The following is a 23,602-nucleotide window of genomic DNA, read 5'->3' as shown; positions in this document are numbered from 1 at the left end:
TTTATTTATTTGTTACTTACGCACGCGTAGCGAATCTGCGGTTGCTTGCGACTTTTCCTTAACGCTCCCAGCCGCATCCGCCTACCCACTCGCCGCCTACAACTTTGCTGCAAACCAGCGCGTAATCGACGTTGGGTGCGTAATCGCCGTTCCAACAACAGCAGCCCAAGCGCCCATCTGCATAACCTTGTGCAACTGATCTGGAGTGTGAATACGGCCTTCGCAAATAATTGGATAATCTGGGAAAGCCTGCAAAATCTGGCCTAAAAGCTCAAAATCTGGGCCGTCCGTTTTTGGCCTTCCAGGCGAAGTGCCAGCCAAAGTGGTAGATATAATATCCGTTCCACAATCCGCTGCGCGCTTGGCATCATCGAAGTTGCCGCAATCGGCCATAACAACTATGCCTTCGTCGTGCAAAGCGCGAACAGTCTGCTCGTAAGTCAGCCCATCTGGGCGTGGCCTATCGGTTGCATCAATCGCAATAATATCTGCCCCAGCAGCAGCACAGCAACGCGCATGACGCAAAGTCGGAGTTATGTAAACGCCTTCGTGACCATCTTTCCAAATGCCGATTACAGGCACATCTACCTGCCCTTTAATCGCAGAAATATCCGACAACCCCTGGCATCTAATGCCAACAGCTCCACCTTCTACGGCAGCCATTGCCATTTGCGCCATTGTTTCTGGGTGCCTAAGCGGCTCCCCTGGGTATGCCTGGCAGCTAACCACTAGGCCACCCTTGATTTTTTCAATCACAGGATTCATAGCGATTCCTCCTTTTTAAAATGTGACTAAACTAAACAAAATTAAACCCGATTAAACGCGGCTAAACGCAACCAAACGCGATTAAGCGCGATTAAGCGCGATTTGAGTGAACAGCAAAAGCCGCGCCAATAAGCGGAGCAGATCCTCCAAGTTTGCCCTTAACAATCGGCGTACTTTTAATCAGCGTTAATGCCGAGTCTTCAAACCCGCTTCGCATAGCGTTCCACCAAATATCGCCAGCTTCTACAACAGAGCCAGAAAGCACAATCACATCTGGATCTATAAGATTCGCCATTCCCGCAACGCACTGCCCCAAGGCCTTGCCGCTCCTAGCAAGCGTTTCTTTAGCATGCGCATCCTGCCCAGAATTTGCGCGCACACAAACCTCGTAGCCGTTTTGTGCAAGCTCGGTGCCTTGTGGAAGATTGCTGTTGTAAAGAGTTGCCAGCCCAGTTCCAGAGGCCACTGGCTCAATATGCCCCGCATGCGCTCCGCACGAGCAGTCAAAGCCAACTCCCAAATCGCTAACAACATGGCCAGCGTGCCCAGCAACTCCGTGCGCTCCTGTAAATAGCTTGCCGTTTATAATAATCGCGCCGCCGATTCCAGTGCCTATGCCAACGGAAAACACAATCGACTTTCCGCGGCCAGCACCGTAAATCGCCTCTCCAAGGCCATGACCGCCAACGTCGCCAATCATATAAACCGGCAAGTCGGTTACGCTCTTAAACGCGTCGTAAATTCGCTGACCTCGCCAACCTGGAAGAATGTCTGTAGCTGCTACGATTTCGCCAGTTTTGCTATTTGGCACTCCTGCAGCCGCTATTCCAATTCCGCTAATTTTTTTGCCACTTTTCGCCGCATCTTCCAATATTTGCTTTGCGCGCGCTACTAGGCGATTCTTTATGTCTTCTCCGCCTTTTGCAGCTTCCGTTGGCATAGAGCCATAGTCTTCTACTGTTGGAGAAGCACAGTCTGCGCTTTCTTTGCCAAAGCTAGACCCTGCAGATTCTAAAGACCCTGCAGACTCCAAAGACTCTGGCAAAGTCACCAATCCGTATGCGATTTTTGTTCCGCCTATGTCAAAAGCAAGATATGTAGAGCGAGAATCTTTTACTTCGTTCATAACAATTTCCGTTTTCTACTCGCGTTTGAGCTTTCTTTTACTGTTTATCCAGCCTGTTATTCAGCCTGTTACTAAGCCTGCGCTCCAGCCACAGCATCGTGAATGCGCGCCAAATATCCCAAGCGCTCCTCAACGCTCGCATCTTGTGGAACACATACTTTTGCGCCCAAATAGTCGATTGCGTAATCGTCTTTTAGCGCCTCGCGAGTGGTTTCTTGAATTTCTTTAGACGTCATTAACGAAGTCGGCTCATCTGGGTTCATTGGCAAATGGCCATCAATCCACTCATATCCGTATTGCGTTGCGTCTGGACCAGCTCCCGAGAACATTAATCCTTGCAGAACACCCGCTTGCCTTGCCGCGCGCACGTGCTCTACTGCCGCTTGAGCATTGCGCTCTTCTACAACGCTTCTACCCCAGTTGATTGTAATTCCAATTCCCGCTTCTTTTGCAATCTGAATCTCTTCTTCTAGAGGCAGGAATCCCTTTTCTGGATTTTGGCCTTCAATGTATCTATCGCAATGCTCAATCACCAGCTTTGCTCCACACCAATCGAGCTGAGCGAGTTCTTCTAACGACTTCTTCATTGCATCCGCCTGAGCTAAGCGAGTTGGCGCCGTGTGTATTTCTACATGAGATATATCGCAGCTATCTCTAATGTCTACAACGTTTGCGATTGCTTCGCGAATATCCTTAAAGAAAGCCAGCGCACGATGTCTGCCTTCTTCGCTTGGGCTTGCAAGTCCAAATTCTGGATCTGGGTCAAAGTTTATGTGACGCATTGTTCCTGGAATTGCTGTAATCGTGTTTGCATGCCAATGCGCTGGTATTGCGCTTGCTAGCCATGCGCGGTTTTGTGCATCTGCCAAATCACCTGGGTATGGAATCTCTGTTCCAGCAATCCAGCTTTGCTTGCCCAGCAAATCGTAGTATTTTTCTTGATCTTCGCGAGTTTTTGGCAACGATGCGTATGCGCCTACAACGAATTTAGCTTTCAGCATGATATCCTCCTTGAAATCGTCGCTGATTTGTCTTTTGATTTGTAGACTACACCAATCACACTACAATTCGTCAGACGTCTGATAAATCTTTGTACTTGCGACTACACTCGAGCAAAGCTCCTATTCATACTAACAGTGCTCAAATCTGGGGTTTCTTTTTGCACCTACCCCCCCCCCATATTTACATTATTTACATTAAAAAATGTCATTTTGTATACGACGCTTCATTGGAAAATATACACCACTGTTACAAATAACATCATCAATTATATGAGCTGTTTTTAATACTGCTCTATCTCCACGAGAAAGCTGAGATGGTTCCAATGATTTATCAATCATCGCAGCGCGCGAAGAAATAAATAATGCCATATCAATCATTTGTAATCCAAAGTATTGTTTTGAGTCTTCCCAATGGAATGGCATAACAATATGAGAAAGATTTGAATTATAAAAACCCTCTGTATTTCCATTCTTTTGGTATTGCTTAATGCGGCCTTCATGTGCCTCAGGATCAGCCACTTTATCAGCAACAATAGTTATATCAGTTTTATATGATTCAGCAATAAAATTAACTCGTTCAAGACAATATTGAAGCGCAACATCATGAGGTGTATGAGCATGTTCTTTATATCGTTGCTTTAATTCAGCAGCAGCAACACCGCGAATAATAACTTTTGCACACGATTTTGCCAAAATGCGCATTGCAGATCTATAAATACCAGTAGATTGTGCATATAGACCATTCATACATTTCCAATCGCCCTTGAACTGGAACATACAATGACCATGAAATTCAACATCACTTGGAACATTAAATTTTTGTATGACGCTTTCTTTTAATTCTTCAAGACCCTGTTCTATAAATTCTTTTTGCTGCTCGTCAACAATTAACGCGCCGATATAATATATATCTCCGCCAATTTTTCTATCTACAGGAGAATGAGATTCATCAATATAAGCAGTTAACATAGCATTATTATTGCACATGAGTATTTCAATCATCAAACTAGAAAAATAATGTGCATAACCCATATAAATTAAGTCTTTATTTACTACAAATTATTGCGCAAAATAGTAACAATATTAAAAACAACTTCACATTTGTGCTAGAACTCTATAAGTATATTCTTCTAAATTTAATAATTACGTTTAACATGTTTTTATATTGAAAAAATTATTAATGCAACACGTAATCATAAAATTTGTAAAAATAACCAAATTTGTATATGCTTATATGTACGACAAGCTCACTTCACTATAGGAAGTGTTGATTGCTGTTAGCAGGGGGTCACCAATTTGCGTGACCCTCTAGCATATTTACTTTTCCAAAACAATGCACAGCTGAATTATAGATTTTTCTAACACCTTTTATCCACAATGCGTAGAAACTGTTGGGATTATAGGCCAAAACATCCTAGTGGAGAAAGAAAATCAGCCCACACCGAGAAAACCCAGGCGAGCTGAACTATTGTTTAGTACTTTAGCATCCAGACTAAACTAAAGCATTCTCGGGTTATAGGGTTATAGGCCAAAACTGTGTAAAAAATCACACATCACGCATTGCAATACAAGCATTTTGCAGCAATTGAATCTATTTTCTGCACATTCGCCACCTGGACAAAAAGTGTGTAAAAAATAAGCTCATAACCCTTATGAATGAGTTGCCCTCACCAAGAGATTGACTCGTTTGGGGTGGGTATGCTATTATCGCTAGTAACAAGACCGGTTCCGCTGCCCACTTCGGTGGGAGTCCAGGGCCGGTCCCTTTTTATCATGGAGTTTCAGTGAAGGTCAAACCATGGGGTTATAGGCCAAAAAGTGGGGTTATAGGCCAAAACTGTGTAAAAAATCGCGCATCACGCATTGCAATACAAGCATTTTGCAGCAATCGAATCTGCGCTATCCTTTACCTGCAAAATCATTCCAAACAAAGATATCCCAATATTTAGCGCAGCTCCATGTTAATGGTTTTATAAATCACTATTATTCCGATAAATTAAATATGTTATTCCGATACTGTTTATATTATTCCGATAAAACGTTAAAATATAATAAAACGCCACAATGATTAAGGGTATTTTATGTACATAACGGTAAAGCAAGCTGCTGAAAAATGGGGCATATCAGATAGACGAGTAAGAATTCTATGCTCCGAAGGGAAAATTCCAGGAGCATATCGGGAAGGAAGATCCTGGAAAATACCGCATGACGCATCAAAGCCAACCGACGGAAGGTATAAAATTAGCGAATCGCTAATTCCAATCATAAAAACTAAATTAGAAACCCTTAAAACAAGAAGACCTCTAACTGAAGGAGAATTAGAAAGACTTAATGAAGAATTTCTAATAGAATATACATATAACTCAAATGCAATTGAGGGAAACACTTTAACACTGCGCGAAACAGACATGGTTCTTAGAGGGCTTACTGTTGATCAAAAATCATTAAAAGAGCATTTAGAAGTTATTGGCCACAAAGAAGCCTTTGATTACGTAAAACATCTTGTTAGCGAAAATAAGCAAATAAATGAAAAAGTTATAAAAGACATACACTATTTAGTTTTAGCCAATAAGAAAGAAGATAGAGGCGTTTATAGAAGAGTCCCCGTTAGAATTATGGGATCTACACATGAGCCAGCACAACCATATTTAATCGCTTCAAAAATGGAAGAATTATTGACAAAATACAAAAACAGCGATGAAGATATTGTTACTAAACTTGCTCGTTTTCATATAGAATTCGAAAGCATCCACCCTTTTATTGATGGAAATGGAAGAACAGGAAGACTGCTGGTCAATTTGGAGTTGATGAAAGCAGGATACCCACCAATAGATATAAAATTTACTGATCGCTTGAAATATTATGAAGCTTTTGATGAGTATCACACAAAACATAACGTGTCTGCCATGGCAAACATGTTTGCAAGATATTTAAATCAAAGACTTGATTTGTATTTGTCTATTTTATTTGAATTATAGGAGCTATACACAAAAAGGCTTGTTAGATTTCTAACAAGCCTTTAAAACTAAAGAACAGAATTCCGTCCCTAGCGGAAAACCATCTCTAGCAACAAGCATTAAGCACCCGCAAGCAGAATAAAGAATCTACAAGGTAAGAAAAGGAAATTTCGGCAAACCAAGCAAACCCTAAACCCAACATGCAAGCTGCAGCGCGCAAAACACGCGCTGCGGCCTAACGCAAGCCTTAAACAGCGCGCACTCGCGCTCTAAAACACACGAGTGCGCGCGCAGTGCTTAGTGACGAGCCTTGCGAACAGCAGCACCCATACCAGCAAGCATGGTTGCAGCCAAAGCAGTCAAAGTCACACCAACACCAGTGCCTGGCAACTTCTTGCCATCATTCTTCTTCTTCTCAACTTCAGGCTTGCCTGGCTTACCTGGCTGACCTGGCTGACCTGGCTGACCTGGCTTACCTGGCTGGCCTGGAACACCAGGAAGAGTAGTTGGAACCAATGGATCAGTAATCTCTGGAAGATCAGCTGGAAGCTTCACACCATCGCGAATAGCAGCATTGTAAGCAGCCTTATAGGCCTTCAAAGCATCGTTGTAATTACGAGCAGCCTTCTCAGCCTCACCCTGAGCCTTCGCAAGCTCATCAGCAGCCTTCTTTTCAGCCTTAGTAGCAGCATCCAGCTCAGCAGAAGCACGATTCTGAGCATCCAACAAATCGTTGTAAGCAGTTGGGTTAGAATTATTCAAACCAGAAGCCAAAGCATCAGAAACAGCCTTCTGAGCAGCCTTGAAGTTAGCCGTAGCCATCTTCAAATCAGCATCAGCCTTCTGCCAAGCCTCAAACTTCTCGCTGTAAGTCTTCATCTTATCTGCATGATCAGCCTTAGTGGAATCAAGCTTGACCTTAGCACGAGAAACGTTAGCAATGTGATATTCCTTGGTGTGGAAGCTCTTCTCAAGAGCATCAGCTTCACCAGCAGCCTCCTGAGCCTTCTTCAAAGCCTGATCCAAGTCGTAAACCTTAGCCTTAGCATCGGTAAGATTCTTCTTAGCAGTCTCCAAGGCAGTGTTGTTTTCCTTCTGCTTCTTAACAGCGCCAGCATAAGTGTTAACAAGCTCGAGCTTATCTGCAGGAACATTTGCGCCAGCCTTAACGCCATTGTCATCGCAGTAGGTGTTGTAATCAGCGCCGAGCTTGGTCTTAGCGTCATCAACATCCTTCTTCAACTGCTCAACTTTACCATTTGCATCATCAACAGCCTTCTGAGCCTTCTCAATAGCTGCATTGTTAGCCTCAACAGCCTTCTGAGCATCATCAAGAAGCTGAGCAGGAGTCTTCTTAGGAGCATCAGCAGCGAATGCTGGGGTTGCCATTGCGAAGCCGGCAAGCAAAGTTGCGCCAGCAGCGAAAGCGGCGATAGCCTTCTTATTCATCATTTTAATTTCCTTTCTTCTTCTCCTCTGCGTTAGGGGCGCAGAGAAAAATTTGCTCCACAATCCAAAGGGACTATGGCACACGGCCAAACTAGGTGCGGCCATGTTTGCTATTAACATACCTCCCCCCCCCCGTTTAAAAAAGTCAAGCCCCAGCCACACATGCTAAACCGAAAAAAATAATGTTATACACAGAATAATCCACACTAAAATCCAAATTCACCGTAAAATTTGTGGATAAACAATATTTAAACCGTAAAAATACGTGTTTCAAGGTTTTTAAAGAATTTTCCCAGGTTTTTTTAAGGAAAGGATTTTCGGGTGTGTCGCGCTCATATCTTCGCTTGCGCTGAAAGCATACTGTGCTTTCAACTTGAGCAAGCTCAGCGCTCCGAATTGCCTTCGCGCACTACGCTTTAAGCGCTCAGGCAGGTCGTCGCGCCCGAAAATGTAGCTCGAATCAACGTTTTGGACTACATTCTCGGGAAAAACTTACCGAGAATGTAGCTCAAAATGGCAAAATCAACAACAAAAAGCGGAAATAGCGTTCACGCATCACGCATTGCAATACAAGCATTTTGCAGCAATCGAATCTGTTTTCTGCACATAAAAAAAAAACAAAACAGTAAAGCGCTAATTCAATAGAATCTAATTTAACAAAAACTTGTTAATCACAATCTAAATGAATCAGCGCTTTACGTATATAACTAACTACAAAAATTTAGAGTTAGCAATATTGGTTATGCAATCTTATTGCGCATTGCCTTTGCAAAGAATCCAGCAGTACCAAGAAGCATTACAACCGCAAGAACAATCAACATTGAACTTCCCGTTGAAACTTTACTAAATGCATTACGGTTTGAATCCGATTTTTCACTGCGACTATCCTTCTTGTCTGCAACTGGATTGGCGCTAACTGTTACCTCATTCCAGGCAAGCTGTTCGCCTTTCTCGTTTACAAGCACGATTGTGTGCTTTCCAGAATATCCGTCTGGAATATCAACAGAGAATTGTGCATTGTCTGCAGATCCACGAACCGTTATAAACGAATTGCCATCGGCATCCTTTAAAGCTTTAGGCGTGGAATATATAAACGCATAGGCTTTTGCCGAACCGTTCTTTTGCAGCTGTCGCGCAAATTCCTTGTTGGAAATCTTTCCAGAAATCTTTACAGGCTCACCAGCAACAATCTGATTATTGTTTCCAACGGTAATAGCTCCCTTTAGAGATTTATCCAACTGATCAACGCTGGCTGGAGGAGCTGGGGCAACATCGTCTTTTGCCTTAGAATCCTCTTTCTTTTGCTCAGACTTTTGCTCAGACTTTTGCTCATCAGCTTTCTGAGTCTTAGCTTCATTCCTAGATTGATTACTAACCTGTGGTGCTTGCTGCCTTGCAGGCGCTGGATTTTCCGCAGATTCGGTAGGTGTAATTGCTTCCGATGGCGGATTTTGCGAAGGCTTTTCTGCAGAAGGAGTATCCACAGAAGGTTTTACATCAACGGAAGGAGCAGAAGGTTCAGAAGGCACAACATTATGGCTTTCCACTGCCTTTACAACGCGAATATTAATCACAGACTGAATTCCTGGCAAAGAATCTCCCACTGCATATTTTGCAGACGCAAATCGCACTGGAATCGAAACGGTTGTTCCTTCTTTAACATCCTTAGGCATTGCAATACCTAGTTTTACATTTGCGTTAGCAAAAGGCTTTACAGAAATACCAGTCTTATCTTGAATCTTCCAATCTTTATTTGATTCAGATTGTTTACCTAAATCCTTCATAGAAAGCTTTAAGTCGGAATAATCATGGCTTCCAAGATTCTTAATCTTAACTTCAATATTTTTGGCATTTTGCGGAACGTCAATAACGCTATTATCTGCCGTTACAGGAGTATATCCAAGCCAATCTTCAGATATATGAGTGTAAATAATATTGCTATTATCGCCCTCATATAAAAGACCAAATCCGCCACCATGCTGCTTGTTCAAAACTTCAATGCAAGAATAAGCCATAGAGCCAGACTTAAACAATTTGCCTGTATCCCAAGTTGCACCATCATCAAACGATACGCGAATTAAGCCGTCACTACGCCCATGCGCCGAAGAAGAAGAATACACAAGAACCTTGGCTTCTGGAGACCCCATAGGCGCATCTGGATATGCCCTAGTTATCTGAGCATTGTTTGCAGGGTCTGGAAGCTGCATCTCTTCTTTTACTTCGCCATAAGTTTCGCCGCCATCATTTGATATTGCAACAAGACGATGCCTAAAATTCTGAGGCCTAGAATTCAACATAACTCGTCCGTCAGAAAGTTCTACAACCTTGTTTTCGTCCATATGTGATTTTTCACTTCTAAACCCAACAGGCTTGCCAACTTTCCAAGTCTTACCGTGATCGTCGGAGTAAACCGTTACTGCTTGAATATGTCCCGAGTTGTTTATTGTATACTGCTGCAACAAACGACCCTTATACTTGCCATGGCGAAGCTGAATGCCGTGACCAGATGCCGCAAACCTAGAGCTCCAATGCCCCACGTCTGCAGTCACATCTTTAGTAATGATTTTTGGAGTGCTCCAAGTAACGCCATTGTCCTTGGAGCTAGTAACTGAAGCGTGTAAAACGTTCCTGTTTTCTGGATCTACTCCAGCGCTGGACCAAGCCCAGCCGTTTCTGTAAGACTTTACAGAGAACAGGAAGATTTCATTAGTTTCATGGTCTAACACATAAGACGGATCCGAATATCCCCATCTAGTCTTTTCATTGCCATCATGCCCTTGCTTAACAACAGTTTCAGCTTCAAACGTTTTACCACCATCTTTTGAAATTCGCTGAACAATGGAGTTTGGCATAGGTGCATCGGAGCAATTACCAGGCCTCTTATCGTATGCTGCTAAAATCCAACCATTTGCAGTCTGTGTTATTGCTGGAATCCTGTAGCAAACACTATTGGTTCTGTTTGTAAGCTTTACCGTTTTAAGGCCCAAAGATGAGTCAAATTCTGTATTCTTTATACCAGTAACAGGCTTGTCTTCAACAACAATGTTATTTTCGATTACTTGGTTACCGTCCCTATCTTTTGAAGCTTTCCAAACTGTTTTAGGCGTGAATTTACCCGCTTTGGCATCCTCTTCGGTTACAACATGATACCCAAAGCCGCACTGCTGAGTTTCACCTGGATTAAGATTTGCCCAGCGGCAATTTTTTGAATCCCCAACTCTAATATCAGAAATATTACTTTCATACGGATACGCAGTTATTGGTTGTGAACCCTTATTTGTATATGTAACCGTATATGTTAGCCTGCTATTTATTTGAACATTATCTTTAAGGCTATCAGTTCTTTTAAGCGATATTTGCAAAACTGAACTATTGGGTTTACTGGATTTTTCTGAAGTAGCATTAGCTACGCCAGAGCATAAGCCTATTGCAAGAGTAATTCCAACAACAGTACCAACAACGCGCTTTGCATCTTCTATGACACTTCTACGCATACGCACTCCTATTTTTGTAATTGTTTTACATAAATTCCACAGCATTGTGAAAATCATGAACAATACCTACACCAATGTAGGAATCATTACATCAGATGATATGATGTCTGATGGACTAATTCGTAATATTAACGCTTTTTTGATAAATTTTCACAAAAATATTCACATTTTTTTAGAAATATAGCATATTTTTGCAAAATATACCAACAGATAAGAAGATTATAGGCCAAAAACTGTGTAAAAAATCACGCATCACGCATTGCAATACAAGCGTCTTGCAGCAATCGAATCTGCGCTATTCTTTACCTGCAAAATCATTCCAAACAAAGATATCCCAATATTTAGCGCAGCTTCAAGTTGACCGCAGCTCCAAATTGCCCACAGATTCTGCTTGGCCTATAACTCAAATGCATTGCGCTCCCACAGCGCGCTTAACGGTATTGCCCACAAATTATCCGCCCACTGCATAATTTTTTGACCCATATAAACAACATATCCGCGCTTAAATTCAGATTTTTGCGAAAGAGCTACAAGCCCCTTAAAATCGTCACGATTCACCATGCTAGAGCTTTTTACTTCCACGCCAACCAGATTTCCACGGAAGCTTAGCACAAGATCAACTTCTTTAGGACTGCTACCAGTTTCACGCCAGTAGAAGCAATCTGGATGCGTTTTAGACCATTGCACAGCAGGCATAATCTGATTTACAACAAAACTTTCTAACAGATTCCCATACATAACGGGATCTTCCAAAGGATTATGACCCTTACTAATCATTGTTTGAATGCTTAAAGAAGTATCAACCGGATGTATTTTGGCTCTAGTAAAAGTCTGGCGATTGGGCGCAGTTTTTATATTCGGGAGCGCATTTATTAAGAATCTACGCAAGAATACGCTAACGTAACGCTCAATGGTTCGCCTATCTAAAACAAGATCCTGACCTATTGAACTCGTATTAAGAATCCCGCCAGGAGCACATAGCAACTTATTAAGTATGCCAACAGCCATGCTTCTGTCTAATCGTTCTCCTGGAAGAATGGTATCTCCCAACACTGCAAGAATATCGTTTGAAACAAGCTTTTCTTGCTCCCAAGCCTCGTAAGAATCATATGATTGCTGATATTCTGGGAACCCTCCTGCAGCCATCATTTTATATACTTCTTCTCTGTTTAATTCTTTTTCATATTTAAGATTTGGATTACTTTCTATAAGACTATCTACAATATTTCTACTATTTTGAGTAATTTCACACTGAGTAAAAGGACTCATTGTAAAGTGCTGAGCGCGTCTAGCAAGAGGATCTTGACCATCTAGTCCATTGCGATTTATAAGTGCACTACCTGTTAAAACATATTGAAGATTGTTTTCCGTTGAATTATCAACTATTTCTTTTATTGCAAGAGGCAAATTTGGCAGTCTTTGCGCTTCGTCAATAACAACTGGAGTACTAAGATTTTTTAGCCAACCATATAAATCTGTTGATGCGAGCGCAAATGTATTTTCATCCGCAAGGCTCACGTATGAGAATCCTTTAGACACAAGCTGACGCTTTGACATCATAGTTTTTCCCACAGCCCTTGCGCCTTCAAGAATCACGACTTTTCGTTTTGATTGAAGGATGGAATCAGCAATTGGTCTAGGAAAATATGCGCTCATGAAGACAAGTATACACAAAAACGTATTTTTTGTACATCCGATGTACAATTTTTTGTACACGCAATGTACAAAAAATACGATTTATGCGATTTTTCTAGACTTAGCAAAAGTTATAGCGGCAATACTTACAACAAGAACAGCAAGAACAATCAATGGCGCCGTAAAATAATTTGTGTAAAACTCACGCACATCAACATCTACGGAATTGATAGTGGCAGCATAAGTTGCCCAAGACAATACGCCTAATACAACATCAACAATCGCATATGCATATGCGTTTTTATGCAACTCTTTAACTGACTTGCTGCTTTTAACCCAAAGCATTACAGACAAACCCAAGCCTATTAACATTGATACAACAGCAACAAGTGCAAACAACATATCTAACATAAAACCTCCTAAGCCATTAAATCCTCTTCCATAGCGGATTTAATACGATTTTAATTTAGCTAAGATTTTCGTGTCAATATTAAAAAAAAAATCACAGAATTTTACACATTATTTTCACATTTAGCGTACTTTTAAGACATAAAAACAAGCCATAAACGTTGATATATCAACGTTTTCTACATGGAGCGGACAACGGGAATCGAACCCGCCTCTGAAGCTTGGGAAGCTTCCATTCTACCGATGAACTATGTCCGCATGCTCGGTTGCTCCGCGATTAATCCTGCCCAATAATCTGCCTACAAACAAGCAAATAAATGCCAAAGAATCAATCTAAAAAGCAAACCATCTAAGAATATCACGCTCCGCTAACTGCTACAACTCTGCCCGAAACGCCTTTGCTGTATTCTCTGTTGTATTCCTTGCCATACTCTCTGCCGTACTGAAAGCGAAACACATTGTTTCCATCTAACTCAATGCTCTCATCTGCACGCTCAGCCTTGCCTTGCGTAGATTTACGCATCACTTCTTGTACAACATCCTCTTGTATAACGTCTTGCCCCTTAGCCATAAGCGTTAGGCAATCGACTCGCTCCTTAACAGCAGGCTGCCTAGAAAACAGCTTTAAAAGCTTAGAATCGTAGTTTGCAAACGGATTTACAATCATAAGGGAAGCAATAGCTTGCACTCCCGAATGCAAATCCATTTCATGCAGCTTGGCACCGTAGGCAATCTTGTTTAATGCGGAAGCTAAAGCCGCAGGATCGCCAGTAAGCATTCCTGCACTTCGATCTGCGTCCAGCTCACGCGCGCTAGAAATTGCAATATCAACAAAAAGAGAACCAACGGGCGCAAAAATGGCACTTAAAGCCTTGCCCACAATTCTTAGAGCTGGGCAGCGCGTTTTAGCCGATTTTGCACACTTAGCACCTGAATACATAAGCGTATACCCGGTGTATGTAAAAATCGTTGCAATCGCGCTAGCAACCGTGGAATTCAAAATATCGTGGTTATAAACGTGAATCAGCTCGTGGCTTACCACGCCGCGTAATTCACGTTCGTTTAAAATGTTTAAAAGCCCACGAGTGCAGCAAATAGTTGCGTGACGCTCGCTTCTACCAATCGCAAAAATATTTGGACTATCTGTTGGAGCAACATAAAGATGAGGCATAGGCTTTTCGATTTGCGCGGAAATCTCGCGAACAATACCGTATAAAACAGGCTCATCATTCTCGCTGACTTCGCTAGCGCCAATAATACGAATCGCTAATTTTCCAGAAAGCCAATAGGCACACACGCTTAAGACTGTTGCAACGATTGCAAACCAAATCAACATTGATAGGCGCGACCCAGCAACAATCCACATTAAAGCAACAAACAGCCATATTAACGAAAACAATGCCAATGTTTTCAAGTTGTTGCAATAGCGCATCTTTATATTGCCAAACATATTTTTGATTTTAATAATCGCAACTGTAATTTTGCTGAATGAAAACTGTATATTTAGTATGTTTATGATTTAACACGCTTAAAGCAGGTGAATAAATGTTGAAAAGTGGCCATTTTCTGCGCAATTTGGAGCAATTTTGCTACAGTTTAATGGCCACTAACCAACGTTTACTAATCAATGTTTACTAATCGATGCGCTCACTCAATATAAGCTATTGTTTAACTTCCGCTATATCCATAAGCATTTGTTTAGATACAACTTTTTTGCGAGCGCGATTTTCCGCTAGTCCTAATTCAATCTCAAAAGCGTCGATTCTCTTCCATCCTTCAAAATCAACCACTTTGACTCCTCTAGATGCAAGAAGATTTTCAATAGACTTAGGATCTCTATCTGTTGCCAATCTGCCGGGAAGTGCAGGAAGTGCGGGAAGTGCGGTTTCATATTCTTTGGACGAGCTTTTTGCTAAGTCTTCCAGCATATTTTCAACGATTTGCAAAGCGTCCGACTTTGTAGAACCAATCAACCCGACTGGCCCTCGCTTAGCCCAACCAGTTGCATACAATCGTGGGCAAACAACCCCATCTTGCGCCGAAGTTAAAATCCTACCATCGCTGTTTGCAAGAAGCGCGTTATAAGAATCGTAAGCAACGCCACTAACTTGCGCAGGCTTATATCCAATCGCATGATAAACCGCCTGAACTGGGTATTCTTCAAACTCGCCAGTGCAAGTCATTTTGCCATCCGCGCTTGTAACAGTGCGCTCTACGCGAATCGCAACAACCTGACCGTCTTTGCCTAAAATCTCAACTGGATTTGCGTTAAAGTGAATAACGTAACGCTTATTTGCAGGATTGCCTTCAAAGTCAACGTTTCCGCCGTCTTGCATATCTTCGCTTAAATCGCGTATAGCAAAAAGCTCTTCTACCATTTGGCGAGTCAGCTTGTCTTTTCCAGCAACATCAATAGTTTCGTCGTCCAAGTCAAAATCGTTCTCGTTTACAACTATTTGCACGCCAGAAAGCTTTTCCATCTCGCGCAATTCTTGTACCGAAAACTTAGCTTGGGCAACTCCTCGGCGAATAAACAAGTGCAATGTTTGTGCGCGATTTTTACGCAAACCGTTGTAAACATTGTCAGAAATATCTGTGTGCTCTCTAAGATAATCCGCGTCTCGCAAAAGCTCACGCGCAACATCCATTGCCACGTTTCCGCCGCCAATAACAGCCACTTCGCTTGCATCAAGCGGCCACTCGCGCTCAGCGGTAGGGTACCCGTCGTACCATTCCACAAACTTTGCAGCTCCATACACGCCACGCAGCGAGGCGCCTGGAATGTTAAGTGGCTTATCTTCTATGGCACCCGTGGCAAACAGAATTGCGTCGTAGCGTGGAAGCAAATCTTCCAGCGTAATATCCTTGCCAAATTCAACGTTTGCATACAGGTGAATATCTGGATTATCAAGCGTTTTAGCCAAAGCATCTGCAATGAATTTTATACTCGGATGGTCTGGAGCAACTCCGTATCGAACCAGGCCAAATGGCACTGGCAGCTTTTCAAATAAATCGATTCTAGCGGCCGTACCCAAGCCCATATCGTCGCCTAGTTTTTTAAGCTGACGCAAAAAAATGTCGGACGAGTAAATTCCTGCAGGCCCCGCACCAATAACTGCGATTCGCAATTCGGGCGAATCCGCATTGTAATTTGTTTCCATAAATTTTCCCATGCGTTATTCAAATGTGTATTCAAATGTTGTTATTTAAAACATTACATTTTTAGTGTTTCAAGCATCCCTAAGCCCAATCTTTTTGAAGATTTAAATAATCGCCTCTTTGAATGCTCCACTATTTAGACTAGCGCCTTGACTCATTCAAGAAAAGACCAAAGTGAATATTGTCACTTACGCGCGCTTGCTTTTTAACGCTGTTAGCGCCCAAAGAATTGAAACAACGTCAATCATCTCTTGCATCATGGCTCCAAGAACCGCAGGAATCAGCCCAAAAGCCGCTGCAATCATGCTTATAACAGCCAAACCAATTCCTAGCATAACCGCCTGAACCATAACGCGTTTAGTATGCTTTGCAACACTAACAGCGTTTGCTACTGCATAAATGTTGTTGTTCATAACCACAACTTGCGCGCACTCCGAAGCTGCCGTATCTGTGCCATCCGTCAAAGCCACGCCAATGCTTGCTGCAGCCAAAACAGGAGCATCGTTTACGCCGTCTCCAACCATCATTGTTACGCACTGATTTTGCTTATTTTTATTAGCAAAATCACTCTTATTAGCAAACTCACTCTTGTAATGCTTTTTTACATGTTCCAACTTGTCTTGCGGCAGCAAATTGGCATACACACGCTCAATTCCAACGCTTTTTGCTATTGTTTGAGCAGCCTGCAAGCCGTCTCCCGTAAGCATGCTTATTGAGCGCACACCAAGTTCCTTTAACTTTTGAATCGTCAATTTTGCGTTTTCGCGCGGAACATCTTTTAGAACAATTCGCCCAACAAGTTTGCCATCAAAAGAAACATATGTTGCCATTTCGTCGGCAGAAAGCTCTTCAAAAGCCTGCGACTTTCCTTCGGGATTGCCAGCTGGCGCATTCAAAACGTAGCTTTTTCGCCCAACTCTAACGTTTACACCATCCACAACACCGCATATTCCTTGGCCAGCAGTTTCTTTAACACCGCTTATAACTGGATATTCGCGCACGCTTGGAAGTTGCGGAACGGCAGACGGATGCGTGTTTTGCCAAAGATCTGCTCCAGCTTTTGCAATTCCTCCTGCAAGAATGTGCTGCGAGTAGGTTTCCAAAACGCCTGCAAACATTAGTATTCTATTTTGCAAATCGCGCTTTTCTTGATTCCCCTGGCTCCCCTGCTCTACGTCATCTTTACAGTCCGCCAAATCCACTCTAATAACCTGAGGCCGCTTAACTGTAAGCGTTCCTGTTTTATCGAAAAATACGTGGGTTACTCGGCTTAGCTGCTCTAAAACATCCTGACTTTTTACAACAATCCCAAGCTTTGCAAGTCTTCCTGTTCCAGCCATAAACGCCACTGGCACCGCAATCAAAAGCGGGCAAGGCGTAGCAAGTACCAAAACTTGCGCAAATCTTAAAGCCTGACCAGATGCGGCCCAAGCGACTCCAGCAATCACAAACGAAATCACCGTAAAAGGAACGGAAAGCATATCTGCAAATCTAACTACAGCCGCCTTGGAACTTCTTGCAGATTCCACCAACTTCATAATTTTTTGATATTGCGAATTCTCCGATAGCTTCGTTACTCGCATAATCAACACAACGCCGCCATTTACGCATCCAGACAACACTTGCGCGCCAGCAAACACCTCGCGCGGAAGCGACTCGCCATTTATTGCGCTTGTGTCTAGAACAGCAGAACCGCTTAAAAGCTCACCGTCTACAGGAACTGTTTCGCCTGGAAGAACAACTATAACGTTGCCGATTTTTAAATCTTCCACTGGAACGGTTTTGTATCTTTGCAATTGGCTAGAAGACTTTGCAACTTGCAATATTGGGCATTCTTTAGAATTATTGTGGCATTTTTCACATGATTCACAATTTGCAAAATCTTGAGAATATTCCTGCGATACGTCTAGCGAAGATTCATCGCTTACTTTTCTAAAATGACTATGATCAAGAAGCGCACATTGCTCACAAGATTCACCACACACTATTCCAGGAAGTGTCATTAAATGCGCTGTTTGAGGAGACGCATTTACTAAAAGAGATAGATTTTTCTGCGCTGCATCTTGCGCAAAGTCTTCAATTGCTCCACCTGTAAACACCATTACAACAATCAAATAACTTGCCCAAAATTCGCCTATACAAAGCGTTGCAAGCAATGCAACAAACGCAAGCAAGTCAATTCCAAGTGTGCCATGCGCCAAATCATCAATCATACTTAAAAGCGACTTAACACATGTGTATAAAACTAAACATGTTATTATACTTTGCCCGATTGTAAGGCTTATTTGCACATTAAAATCAACGTTTATTAACGAAAATAAGAAAGTAAACGTCTTGCTTATAGCTTTGCAAAAATCGAGTATAAAAGTCAGATTTCTAGAATAAAACGCCGCAATAAACGGAAACAAAACTAAAACTATTACTAATTGAGGAGCACGACGGCAATACGCTAAAAGTTTACGCATACACTTTCCTTACGCTGATCAGGCTAACTGCGATAAACGCTGCTAACACACGATTTCACGCCTTGTTAACCCACTGAGCAGCTATTTATAACAGCAAACTCAATACACGGCGTAAAGATACTTATGTTTATTTGTTAATGAATATATTAACAACAACCATTGATGAGAAGCGTTCTCATATAACAAGACGCGCGCAAACACAAGGAGCACGCACAAAACACAATACGGACCCCATGAATGAAAAAGGGCTTCTAGCGATTGGCTAGAAACCCTGTTTGTGGAGCTAAGGAGACTCGAACTCCTGACCCTCTGCTTGCAAAGCAGATGCGCTACCAGCTGCGCCATAGCCCCATTCGAAAGAATGATGTTCATTCTATCGTGGGCCCGGGAGGACTTGAACCTCCGACCTCATCCTTATCAGGGATGCGCTCTAACCACCTGAGCTACGGGCCCAACTTGTATGTTGAAAACATACAAGTAGTTAGATTAGCACAGACGCAGAAAATGTCAAATAGCAAATCTAAGCGTGTCGCAAAATTATTCTACAAAATTACTCTACAAAATTACTCTAAATGGCTTCGCATAAACCACTGGAACTTTTCAAGCTGCTGAACATGATCTTGAATAATGTTTGAGCTAACAATATCAAGATTATCAAGCTGTGCAATGGCATTTCTATCATCCGCAATCATATCGTTGTAATACTCAATCAACGCCTGCAAATACTCTTTAGTAGACTTTCTACCACTAAGAGCAAAACGCTTCCATGTGCGAGATGCAACAACATCGTCTGCGCGACCCAATGGGAGCCTCCAAGCGTTGCAATTCGCTCAGCTGTTTCATCGGCTTGAGCTAAAACTTCTGCAACCTGCGGGTCAAGCATTTCGTGAACTGCAATAAAATCTGGGCCAGTAACATTCCAGTGCGCATGCTTTAAGACTAAAGCAGCTTCTTGCTCATGGCTTAAACGATTCTGTAAAATCGCAATAGCTTTCTCGCTTGCAGCTTCATCTAGACCTGGCACAATATGCATCAAAGTCATAATATCCTCCATTTGTTCAATTTTTATTCAAATCTTCGCTCTGCTCTGTTTTTCTAACTTCAATCGTAGCAATTCTGCGGCCATCTACCTCTGTAACGGTCATATCGTAGCCATCCGCATCGTGCAAAACAGCGCCAACTTTGCCCATTGAACCCGTGCGGGCAAGAAAATACCCTGCAACGGTTTCGTAAGGTCCATCTTCCAGCTCAATTCCAGTAACGTCTGCAAAGTCTTCAATCGTCATTCCGCCGTCAACAGTGGCCACTCCGTTTACAAACGCCGTAGACTTGCTATCTCGGCTTAAATCAGACTCATCTGGCAAATCGTACTCGTCTCGAATATCTCCAACCAATTCCTCGGTCATGTCTTCAAGCGTTACAATGCCATCTGTGCCGCCATACTCGTCAATAACAACAGCAAGATGTATTCCGCGTTTTCTAAGCAGCTCTAGGCTTGGAAGCAGTTTAGAAGTTCCAGGAAGACTTATTCCTTCTCGAGTAACATCCGCAACAATTTTTGCATCTGGATCTTTAACGTCTAGCAAATCGCGAACATGCACAAATCCAATAACGTCGTCAAAATCCTTGCCCGTTACTGGGTATCTAGAATACGGAAGATCGCGAATCTTTGCAGCAGCATCTTCTAAGCTTAATGAGCCATCTAAAAACTCAACGTCTGCACGAGGGCGCATAACTTCGGCAACAATCGTTTCGGAAGCGTCGAAAACATCGTCTAAAATCGTTCGCTCATCTTGGCTAAGTTTTTTATTTGAGTTAACCAAAACGCGCAACTCTTCGTCGGAAACTTCGCTTTCTTTTTCGTTTGGATCAAACCCAAGAAGACGCACAAAACCGTTGGTATTCTTAGCAATTAGCCATATTAGAGGCTTGCATATTTTAGAGAATACGTCTACTGCAGGAACAACCGCTCTTGCGATTTGCTCCGAGCGCTGCATTGCGATTCTTTTTGGAACAAGCTCAGAAATTACGATTGAAAAATACGATATTATAAGCGTTAAAACAATAGTGGTAAGCGGGCCTGCTACGTGATTTGGAACTCCCCAAGATTTTACTAATGGCACAACATGAGGCGCTATTGCGGATTCACCAAAAGATGCCGAAAGAAAACCCGAAAGCGTAACTCCGATTTGAAGAGTGGAAAGAAAAGTGTTTGGATCGCGGGCGATTTTTGCTACGCGCGCTCCTCGCGCATCCTGCGCTTCCATTCTATCTAGCTGCGATGTTCGCAAATTAACCAGCGCAAGTTCGGTGGCGGCAAACACGGAGCCAAACAGAAGGAACACAACAATGAGTGCAATGTTAAAACCCAACGACATACTTGCTATCTTAGTTGAATTTAGCGCATATAAAAAGTGCATGTAAAAGCAATGTTGCTAATATGCAGATAATATGCGCAAATAAAGCAATACAAGCAATCAACTTCGATAAAAATACCCAGATGGCGCTTTATGCAAAATCTTGGCTGACTGAACCTTAAGAACAATTCCATCGCTTAAATAGCCCTTTAGCCCAACTTTTCCAAGAGCTATTTTGGCTTTAACAACAACCCACTGATGATGCTCAAATCGCATATTTTTTGGCATTTGTGCAACAAAACCAAACGGACTCATGTCTAAAATGCAGCAAGACATAAACTGCCTAGATACGCGAACCTGATTTTTAGAAAGCGTGGCTTCGCGGCTTATAAACCCTTTTACAACAATCGTATAATCTTTGTATTTATCAAAGTTGTGGTCAATTTCGTTGTACCAATTGCCAAAATCGTCGTCAAAAACAACTATTTTTTTATTCGCCGCATCTAATCCTCTTAAAATTTTTTTATTATTTTTATGATTAGACGCGATTGGTATTGCGCGACCAGATGCATATTCGTCAAAACCTGCGGATTTTAAAGAACCGACGCCTAGTGATGACTGTGCCATTTGCAACGGAATTAAAATAATAAGCATTGGCACTGCGATTGAAACCAATATTTTTTTGGAATCTTTTGCACATACAGAAAAAACGCCAAAAAGCGAGCAAATTCCCAGAGCAAAAAGCAAAATCGCAGCAAAAATAAGGTACGCAAACGCGCGAGGCGTAGTCAAAATTGCGTAAGATCCGCTTAAAGCGCTGTGCATTAAAGCGGCAGCAAGGCAAAAAATAAAAAATGCTTGCAAAACGCTTGCAAATGTTATTTTTTTAAACAATTTTGCGGAATTTGCGGAATTTGTATCAATCACGGCATTACTCACAGCATTACTCACAGCATTACTCCCCACGCAAAATGAACAACAAGCGCCGCAAGCAAACAAAACACAACAATCGTTGCAATTAAGCGCAAAACAAACTTAGTTTTGCAATCTTCAACAAGCATAAGCGTGTTTTTTACATCTAACATTGGTCCAAAAATCAAAAACACAAGAACACAAGACATTGGAAGAGAAGCCGCCAAAGAACGCGCGATTACAGCGTCGGAGCTGGAACAAAGTGAACTTGCATACGCTATTAACATCATTGCTGGAATCGCTACAAAAATAGTTGTTGCATTTACTTTTGATGCAGGGTCTGCGCCAAGCCAAACGCGAATAATCGAAGCAACTATTGTTCCAAACAAAATTATTGGCATTAATCGCATAAAATCCGCATAGACGTGATGAGCATAAACTTTTAAATGATCTTTAAAACTTATTAAAGGCTCATCATTATTGTCAAAATCACATGAATCACATGTTGAGCCACATGATTTTATAAAAAATTTTTCCCTTAAAACCTGCGACTTTACAGGAAAAATCACAAAGCTAACGCCAACTAAAAGAGCAACACCAACACCCAAAGCCACTCGAGTTACAGCAACTGCTGGAACGTCTGCAAAAGCATACCAAGTGGCCCAAATAGAAACAGGATTTACCACTGGCACAGCGCATAAAAACGTTACAGCACAAGGCAAAGGCAGCTTTCTAGCAACAAGACGAGAAAAAGTTGGAACAACAACGCAATCGCAAACAGGAACGCACACACCTGCAAGAATCGCAGCCAAAAAGCCGTTAGCAGTGGATTTTGGCGCATGTTTTTCAATAAAATCTTCCGTAACCCATGTTTCTACAGCAGCAGAAACAAGAACACCAATTAACGTAAAGGGAACGGCTTGCAAAAGTAAGCCGCAAACGCCCCTAATAATGGTATTTACAGGCAGCCACGGATTGCGCGCTTGCAACGCAGGGGCCATGGCAATAATAAGAGCTGCAAAAGGCACTCCTGCAATCAAAAAAAGATAGTTTGCAGAATTTGCTTGTTTTGCTTTACTTGCTTTACTCGCTTTTTCTACTTGGCTCGTTGTTTTTGCTTCGGTTTCTGTTTTTAGCATGACAACACTTCCACCAAGCCGTCACTCATTCGATACCTTGCTCCAACAAGCATCAAAGCGTCTTTGAAAACAGCTTCGCGAATTATTTGTGATTTTTCGCAAATTTCAGCCAAAATATTAGACACGTGAATACGTTCAATATCATCTGTATCTAAATTTTCCTCAACACCTGCGAGCGCAGCAGGCCCTAAAGAACGCAGCAATATTGACTCGCTCGACTCAATTATTTCGCTTGTTTTATCTTCGCCGTATTCAGCAACCAGCTTTTGCACGTTCGGCAAAACAGCCTGTACGGCGCCGCAATGCTCATGCCCAAGCACAGCCAACACTTTTACTCCCAAATCACTTGCAGCGTATTCTAGCGAAGCTATTACGGCATCATCCAACACTTCTCCAGCTGTGCGAACAGAAAAAATATCGCCCAAACCGGCGTCGAATATGAATTCTGGAGCAACTCGCGAATCTGCGCACGAAAGCACAACAGCTCCAGGATGCTGACCGTCAATAAGTTTCATGCGCGATTCTGAATTTACGCCTGCAAACGCTGAATTGCCGTCTGCAAATTTGCGATTCCCTGCAAGCATTGCGTTTAATACCGATGTAGCTAAAACTGAATCTTCATTAGCAAAATCTTCGCTGACTTCTTCTTGCATTATTACCTCCTACACTGGCATTGGCAATATTTTCAGTTGCTTAAAGTGTAAAATTTTTGACTCAGAATATATTGTATCTTTC

General features: G+C 42.2%; 16 protein-coding genes, 3 tRNA genes and 1 pseudogene. 1 reads left to right on the top strand and 19 read right to left on the bottom strand.

Features of this window, described 5'->3' with window-relative positions:
* Positions 1-96: 96 nt before the first annotated feature.
* The 4 genes from QP420_RS01180 to QP420_RS01165 all read right to left on the bottom strand — a co-directional run bounded on the left by QP420_RS01180 (position 97) and on the right by QP420_RS01165 (position 3,924).
* Positions 97-765 (bottom strand): N-acetylmannosamine-6-phosphate 2-epimerase, encoded by a 669-nt coding sequence (locus QP420_RS01180; RefSeq protein ID WP_004131256.1) that lies wholly within the window; start codon positions 763-765, stop codon positions 97-99.
* Between the two features lie 91 nt (positions 766-856).
* Complete coding sequence (locus QP420_RS01175; RefSeq protein WP_481616333.1) at positions 857-1,891, bottom strand: ROK family protein; 1,035 nt, start codon at positions 1,889-1,891, stop codon at positions 857-859.
* Positions 1,892-1,962: 71 nt separating this feature from the next.
* The gene (locus tag QP420_RS01170) at positions 1,963-2,892 is read right to left on the bottom strand and encodes a DUF4862 family protein (protein ID WP_481616332.1); all 930 of its coding nucleotides are present in this window, start codon (positions 2,890-2,892) and stop codon (positions 1,963-1,965) included.
* A 195-nt stretch (positions 2,893-3,087) separates the two neighbouring features.
* Positions 3,088-3,924, bottom strand: coding sequence for a DUF3800 domain-containing protein (locus tag QP420_RS01165; RefSeq protein ID WP_481616331.1), 837 nt, complete (start codon positions 3,922-3,924; stop codon positions 3,088-3,090).
* Between the two features lie 1,049 nt (positions 3,925-4,973).
* On the opposite strand from QP420_RS01165, the gene QP420_RS01160 reads away from it, so the two are divergent.
* Positions 4,974-5,870 carry a Fic family protein gene (locus tag QP420_RS01160; protein WP_481616330.1) on the top strand — a complete coding sequence of 299 codons (897 nt, stop codon included), beginning with the start codon at positions 4,974-4,976 and terminating at the stop codon, positions 5,868-5,870.
* 276 nt (positions 5,871-6,146) lie between these two features.
* Here the strand turns inward: QP420_RS01160 and QP420_RS01155 are convergent, their stop codons facing one another.
* The 15 genes and pseudogenes from QP420_RS01155 to QP420_RS01085 all read right to left on the bottom strand — a co-directional run bounded on the left by QP420_RS01155 (position 6,147) and on the right by QP420_RS01085 (position 23,520).
* A complete protein-coding gene (locus QP420_RS01155; RefSeq protein ID WP_481616329.1) occupies positions 6,147-7,301 on the bottom strand; it encodes a hypothetical protein in 1,155 nt (384 codons plus the stop codon).
* Positions 7,302-8,038: 737 nt separating this feature from the next.
* Complete coding sequence (locus tag QP420_RS01150) at positions 8,039-10,792, bottom strand: exo-alpha-sialidase (RefSeq protein ID WP_481616328.1); 2,754 nt, start codon at positions 10,790-10,792, stop codon at positions 8,039-8,041.
* A 396-nt stretch (positions 10,793-11,188) separates the two neighbouring features.
* Positions 11,189-12,448 carry an ATP-binding protein gene (locus QP420_RS01145; RefSeq protein ID WP_481616327.1) on the bottom strand — a complete coding sequence of 420 codons (1,260 nt, stop codon included), beginning with the start codon at positions 12,446-12,448 and terminating at the stop codon, positions 11,189-11,191.
* A gap of 81 nt (positions 12,449-12,529) precedes the next feature.
* Positions 12,530-12,838, bottom strand: a complete 309-nt coding sequence (locus tag QP420_RS01140; protein ID WP_481616326.1) for a peptidase A8 — start codon at positions 12,836-12,838, stop codon at positions 12,530-12,532.
* 181 nt (positions 12,839-13,019) lie between these two features.
* Positions 13,020-13,093 (bottom strand) — tRNA-Gly (locus QP420_RS01135).
* Between the two features lie 100 nt (positions 13,094-13,193).
* Positions 13,194-14,285, bottom strand: coding sequence for a M48 family metalloprotease (locus QP420_RS01130; protein WP_481616325.1), 1,092 nt, complete (start codon positions 14,283-14,285; stop codon positions 13,194-13,196).
* A 211-nt stretch (positions 14,286-14,496) separates the two neighbouring features.
* Positions 14,497-15,996, bottom strand: coding sequence for an FAD-dependent oxidoreductase (locus QP420_RS01125; RefSeq protein WP_481616324.1), 1,500 nt, complete (start codon positions 15,994-15,996; stop codon positions 14,497-14,499).
* A gap of 186 nt (positions 15,997-16,182) precedes the next feature.
* A complete protein-coding gene (locus QP420_RS01120) occupies positions 16,183-18,459 on the bottom strand; it encodes a heavy metal translocating P-type ATPase (protein WP_481616323.1) in 2,277 nt (758 codons plus the stop codon).
* A 278-nt stretch (positions 18,460-18,737) separates the two neighbouring features.
* Positions 18,738-18,810: transfer RNA gene (locus tag QP420_RS01115), tRNA-Ala, on the bottom strand.
* 28 nt (positions 18,811-18,838) lie between these two features.
* Positions 18,839-18,912 (bottom strand) — tRNA-Ile (locus tag QP420_RS01110).
* A gap of 110 nt (positions 18,913-19,022) precedes the next feature.
* A pseudogene (locus QP420_RS01105) lies at positions 19,023-19,501 on the bottom strand (Dps family protein).
* Positions 19,502-19,517: 16 nt separating this feature from the next.
* Positions 19,518-20,837: a hemolysin family protein gene (locus QP420_RS01100; RefSeq protein ID WP_060786977.1), complete on the bottom strand. Its 1,320-nt coding sequence runs from the start codon at positions 20,835-20,837 to the stop codon at positions 19,518-19,520.
* A 99-nt stretch (positions 20,838-20,936) separates the two neighbouring features.
* Complete coding sequence (locus tag QP420_RS01095; protein ID WP_481616348.1) at positions 20,937-21,755, bottom strand: TIGR03943 family putative permease subunit; 819 nt, start codon at positions 21,753-21,755, stop codon at positions 20,937-20,939.
* An 8-nt stretch (positions 21,756-21,763) separates the two neighbouring features.
* Positions 21,764-22,867, bottom strand: a complete 1,104-nt coding sequence (locus QP420_RS01090) for a permease (RefSeq protein WP_481616322.1) — start codon at positions 22,865-22,867, stop codon at positions 21,764-21,766.
* The gene (locus tag QP420_RS01085) at positions 22,861-23,520 is read right to left on the bottom strand and encodes a carbonic anhydrase (RefSeq protein ID WP_481616321.1); all 660 of its coding nucleotides are present in this window, start codon (positions 23,518-23,520) and stop codon (positions 22,861-22,863) included. Before QP420_RS01085 ends, QP420_RS01090 begins: the two co-directional genes overlap by 7 nt.
* Between the last annotated feature and the right edge of the window lie 82 nt (positions 23,521-23,602).

The sequence above is a fragment of the Bifidobacterium sp. UMB1197 genome, from assembly GCF_030217745.1.
GTDB classification, from domain to species: domain Bacteria; phylum Actinomycetota; class Actinomycetes; order Actinomycetales; family Bifidobacteriaceae; genus Bifidobacterium; species Bifidobacterium vaginale_B.
Note: the sequence above shows the minus strand (reverse complement) of the source record. Positions and strands in the feature narration are given on the sequence as shown.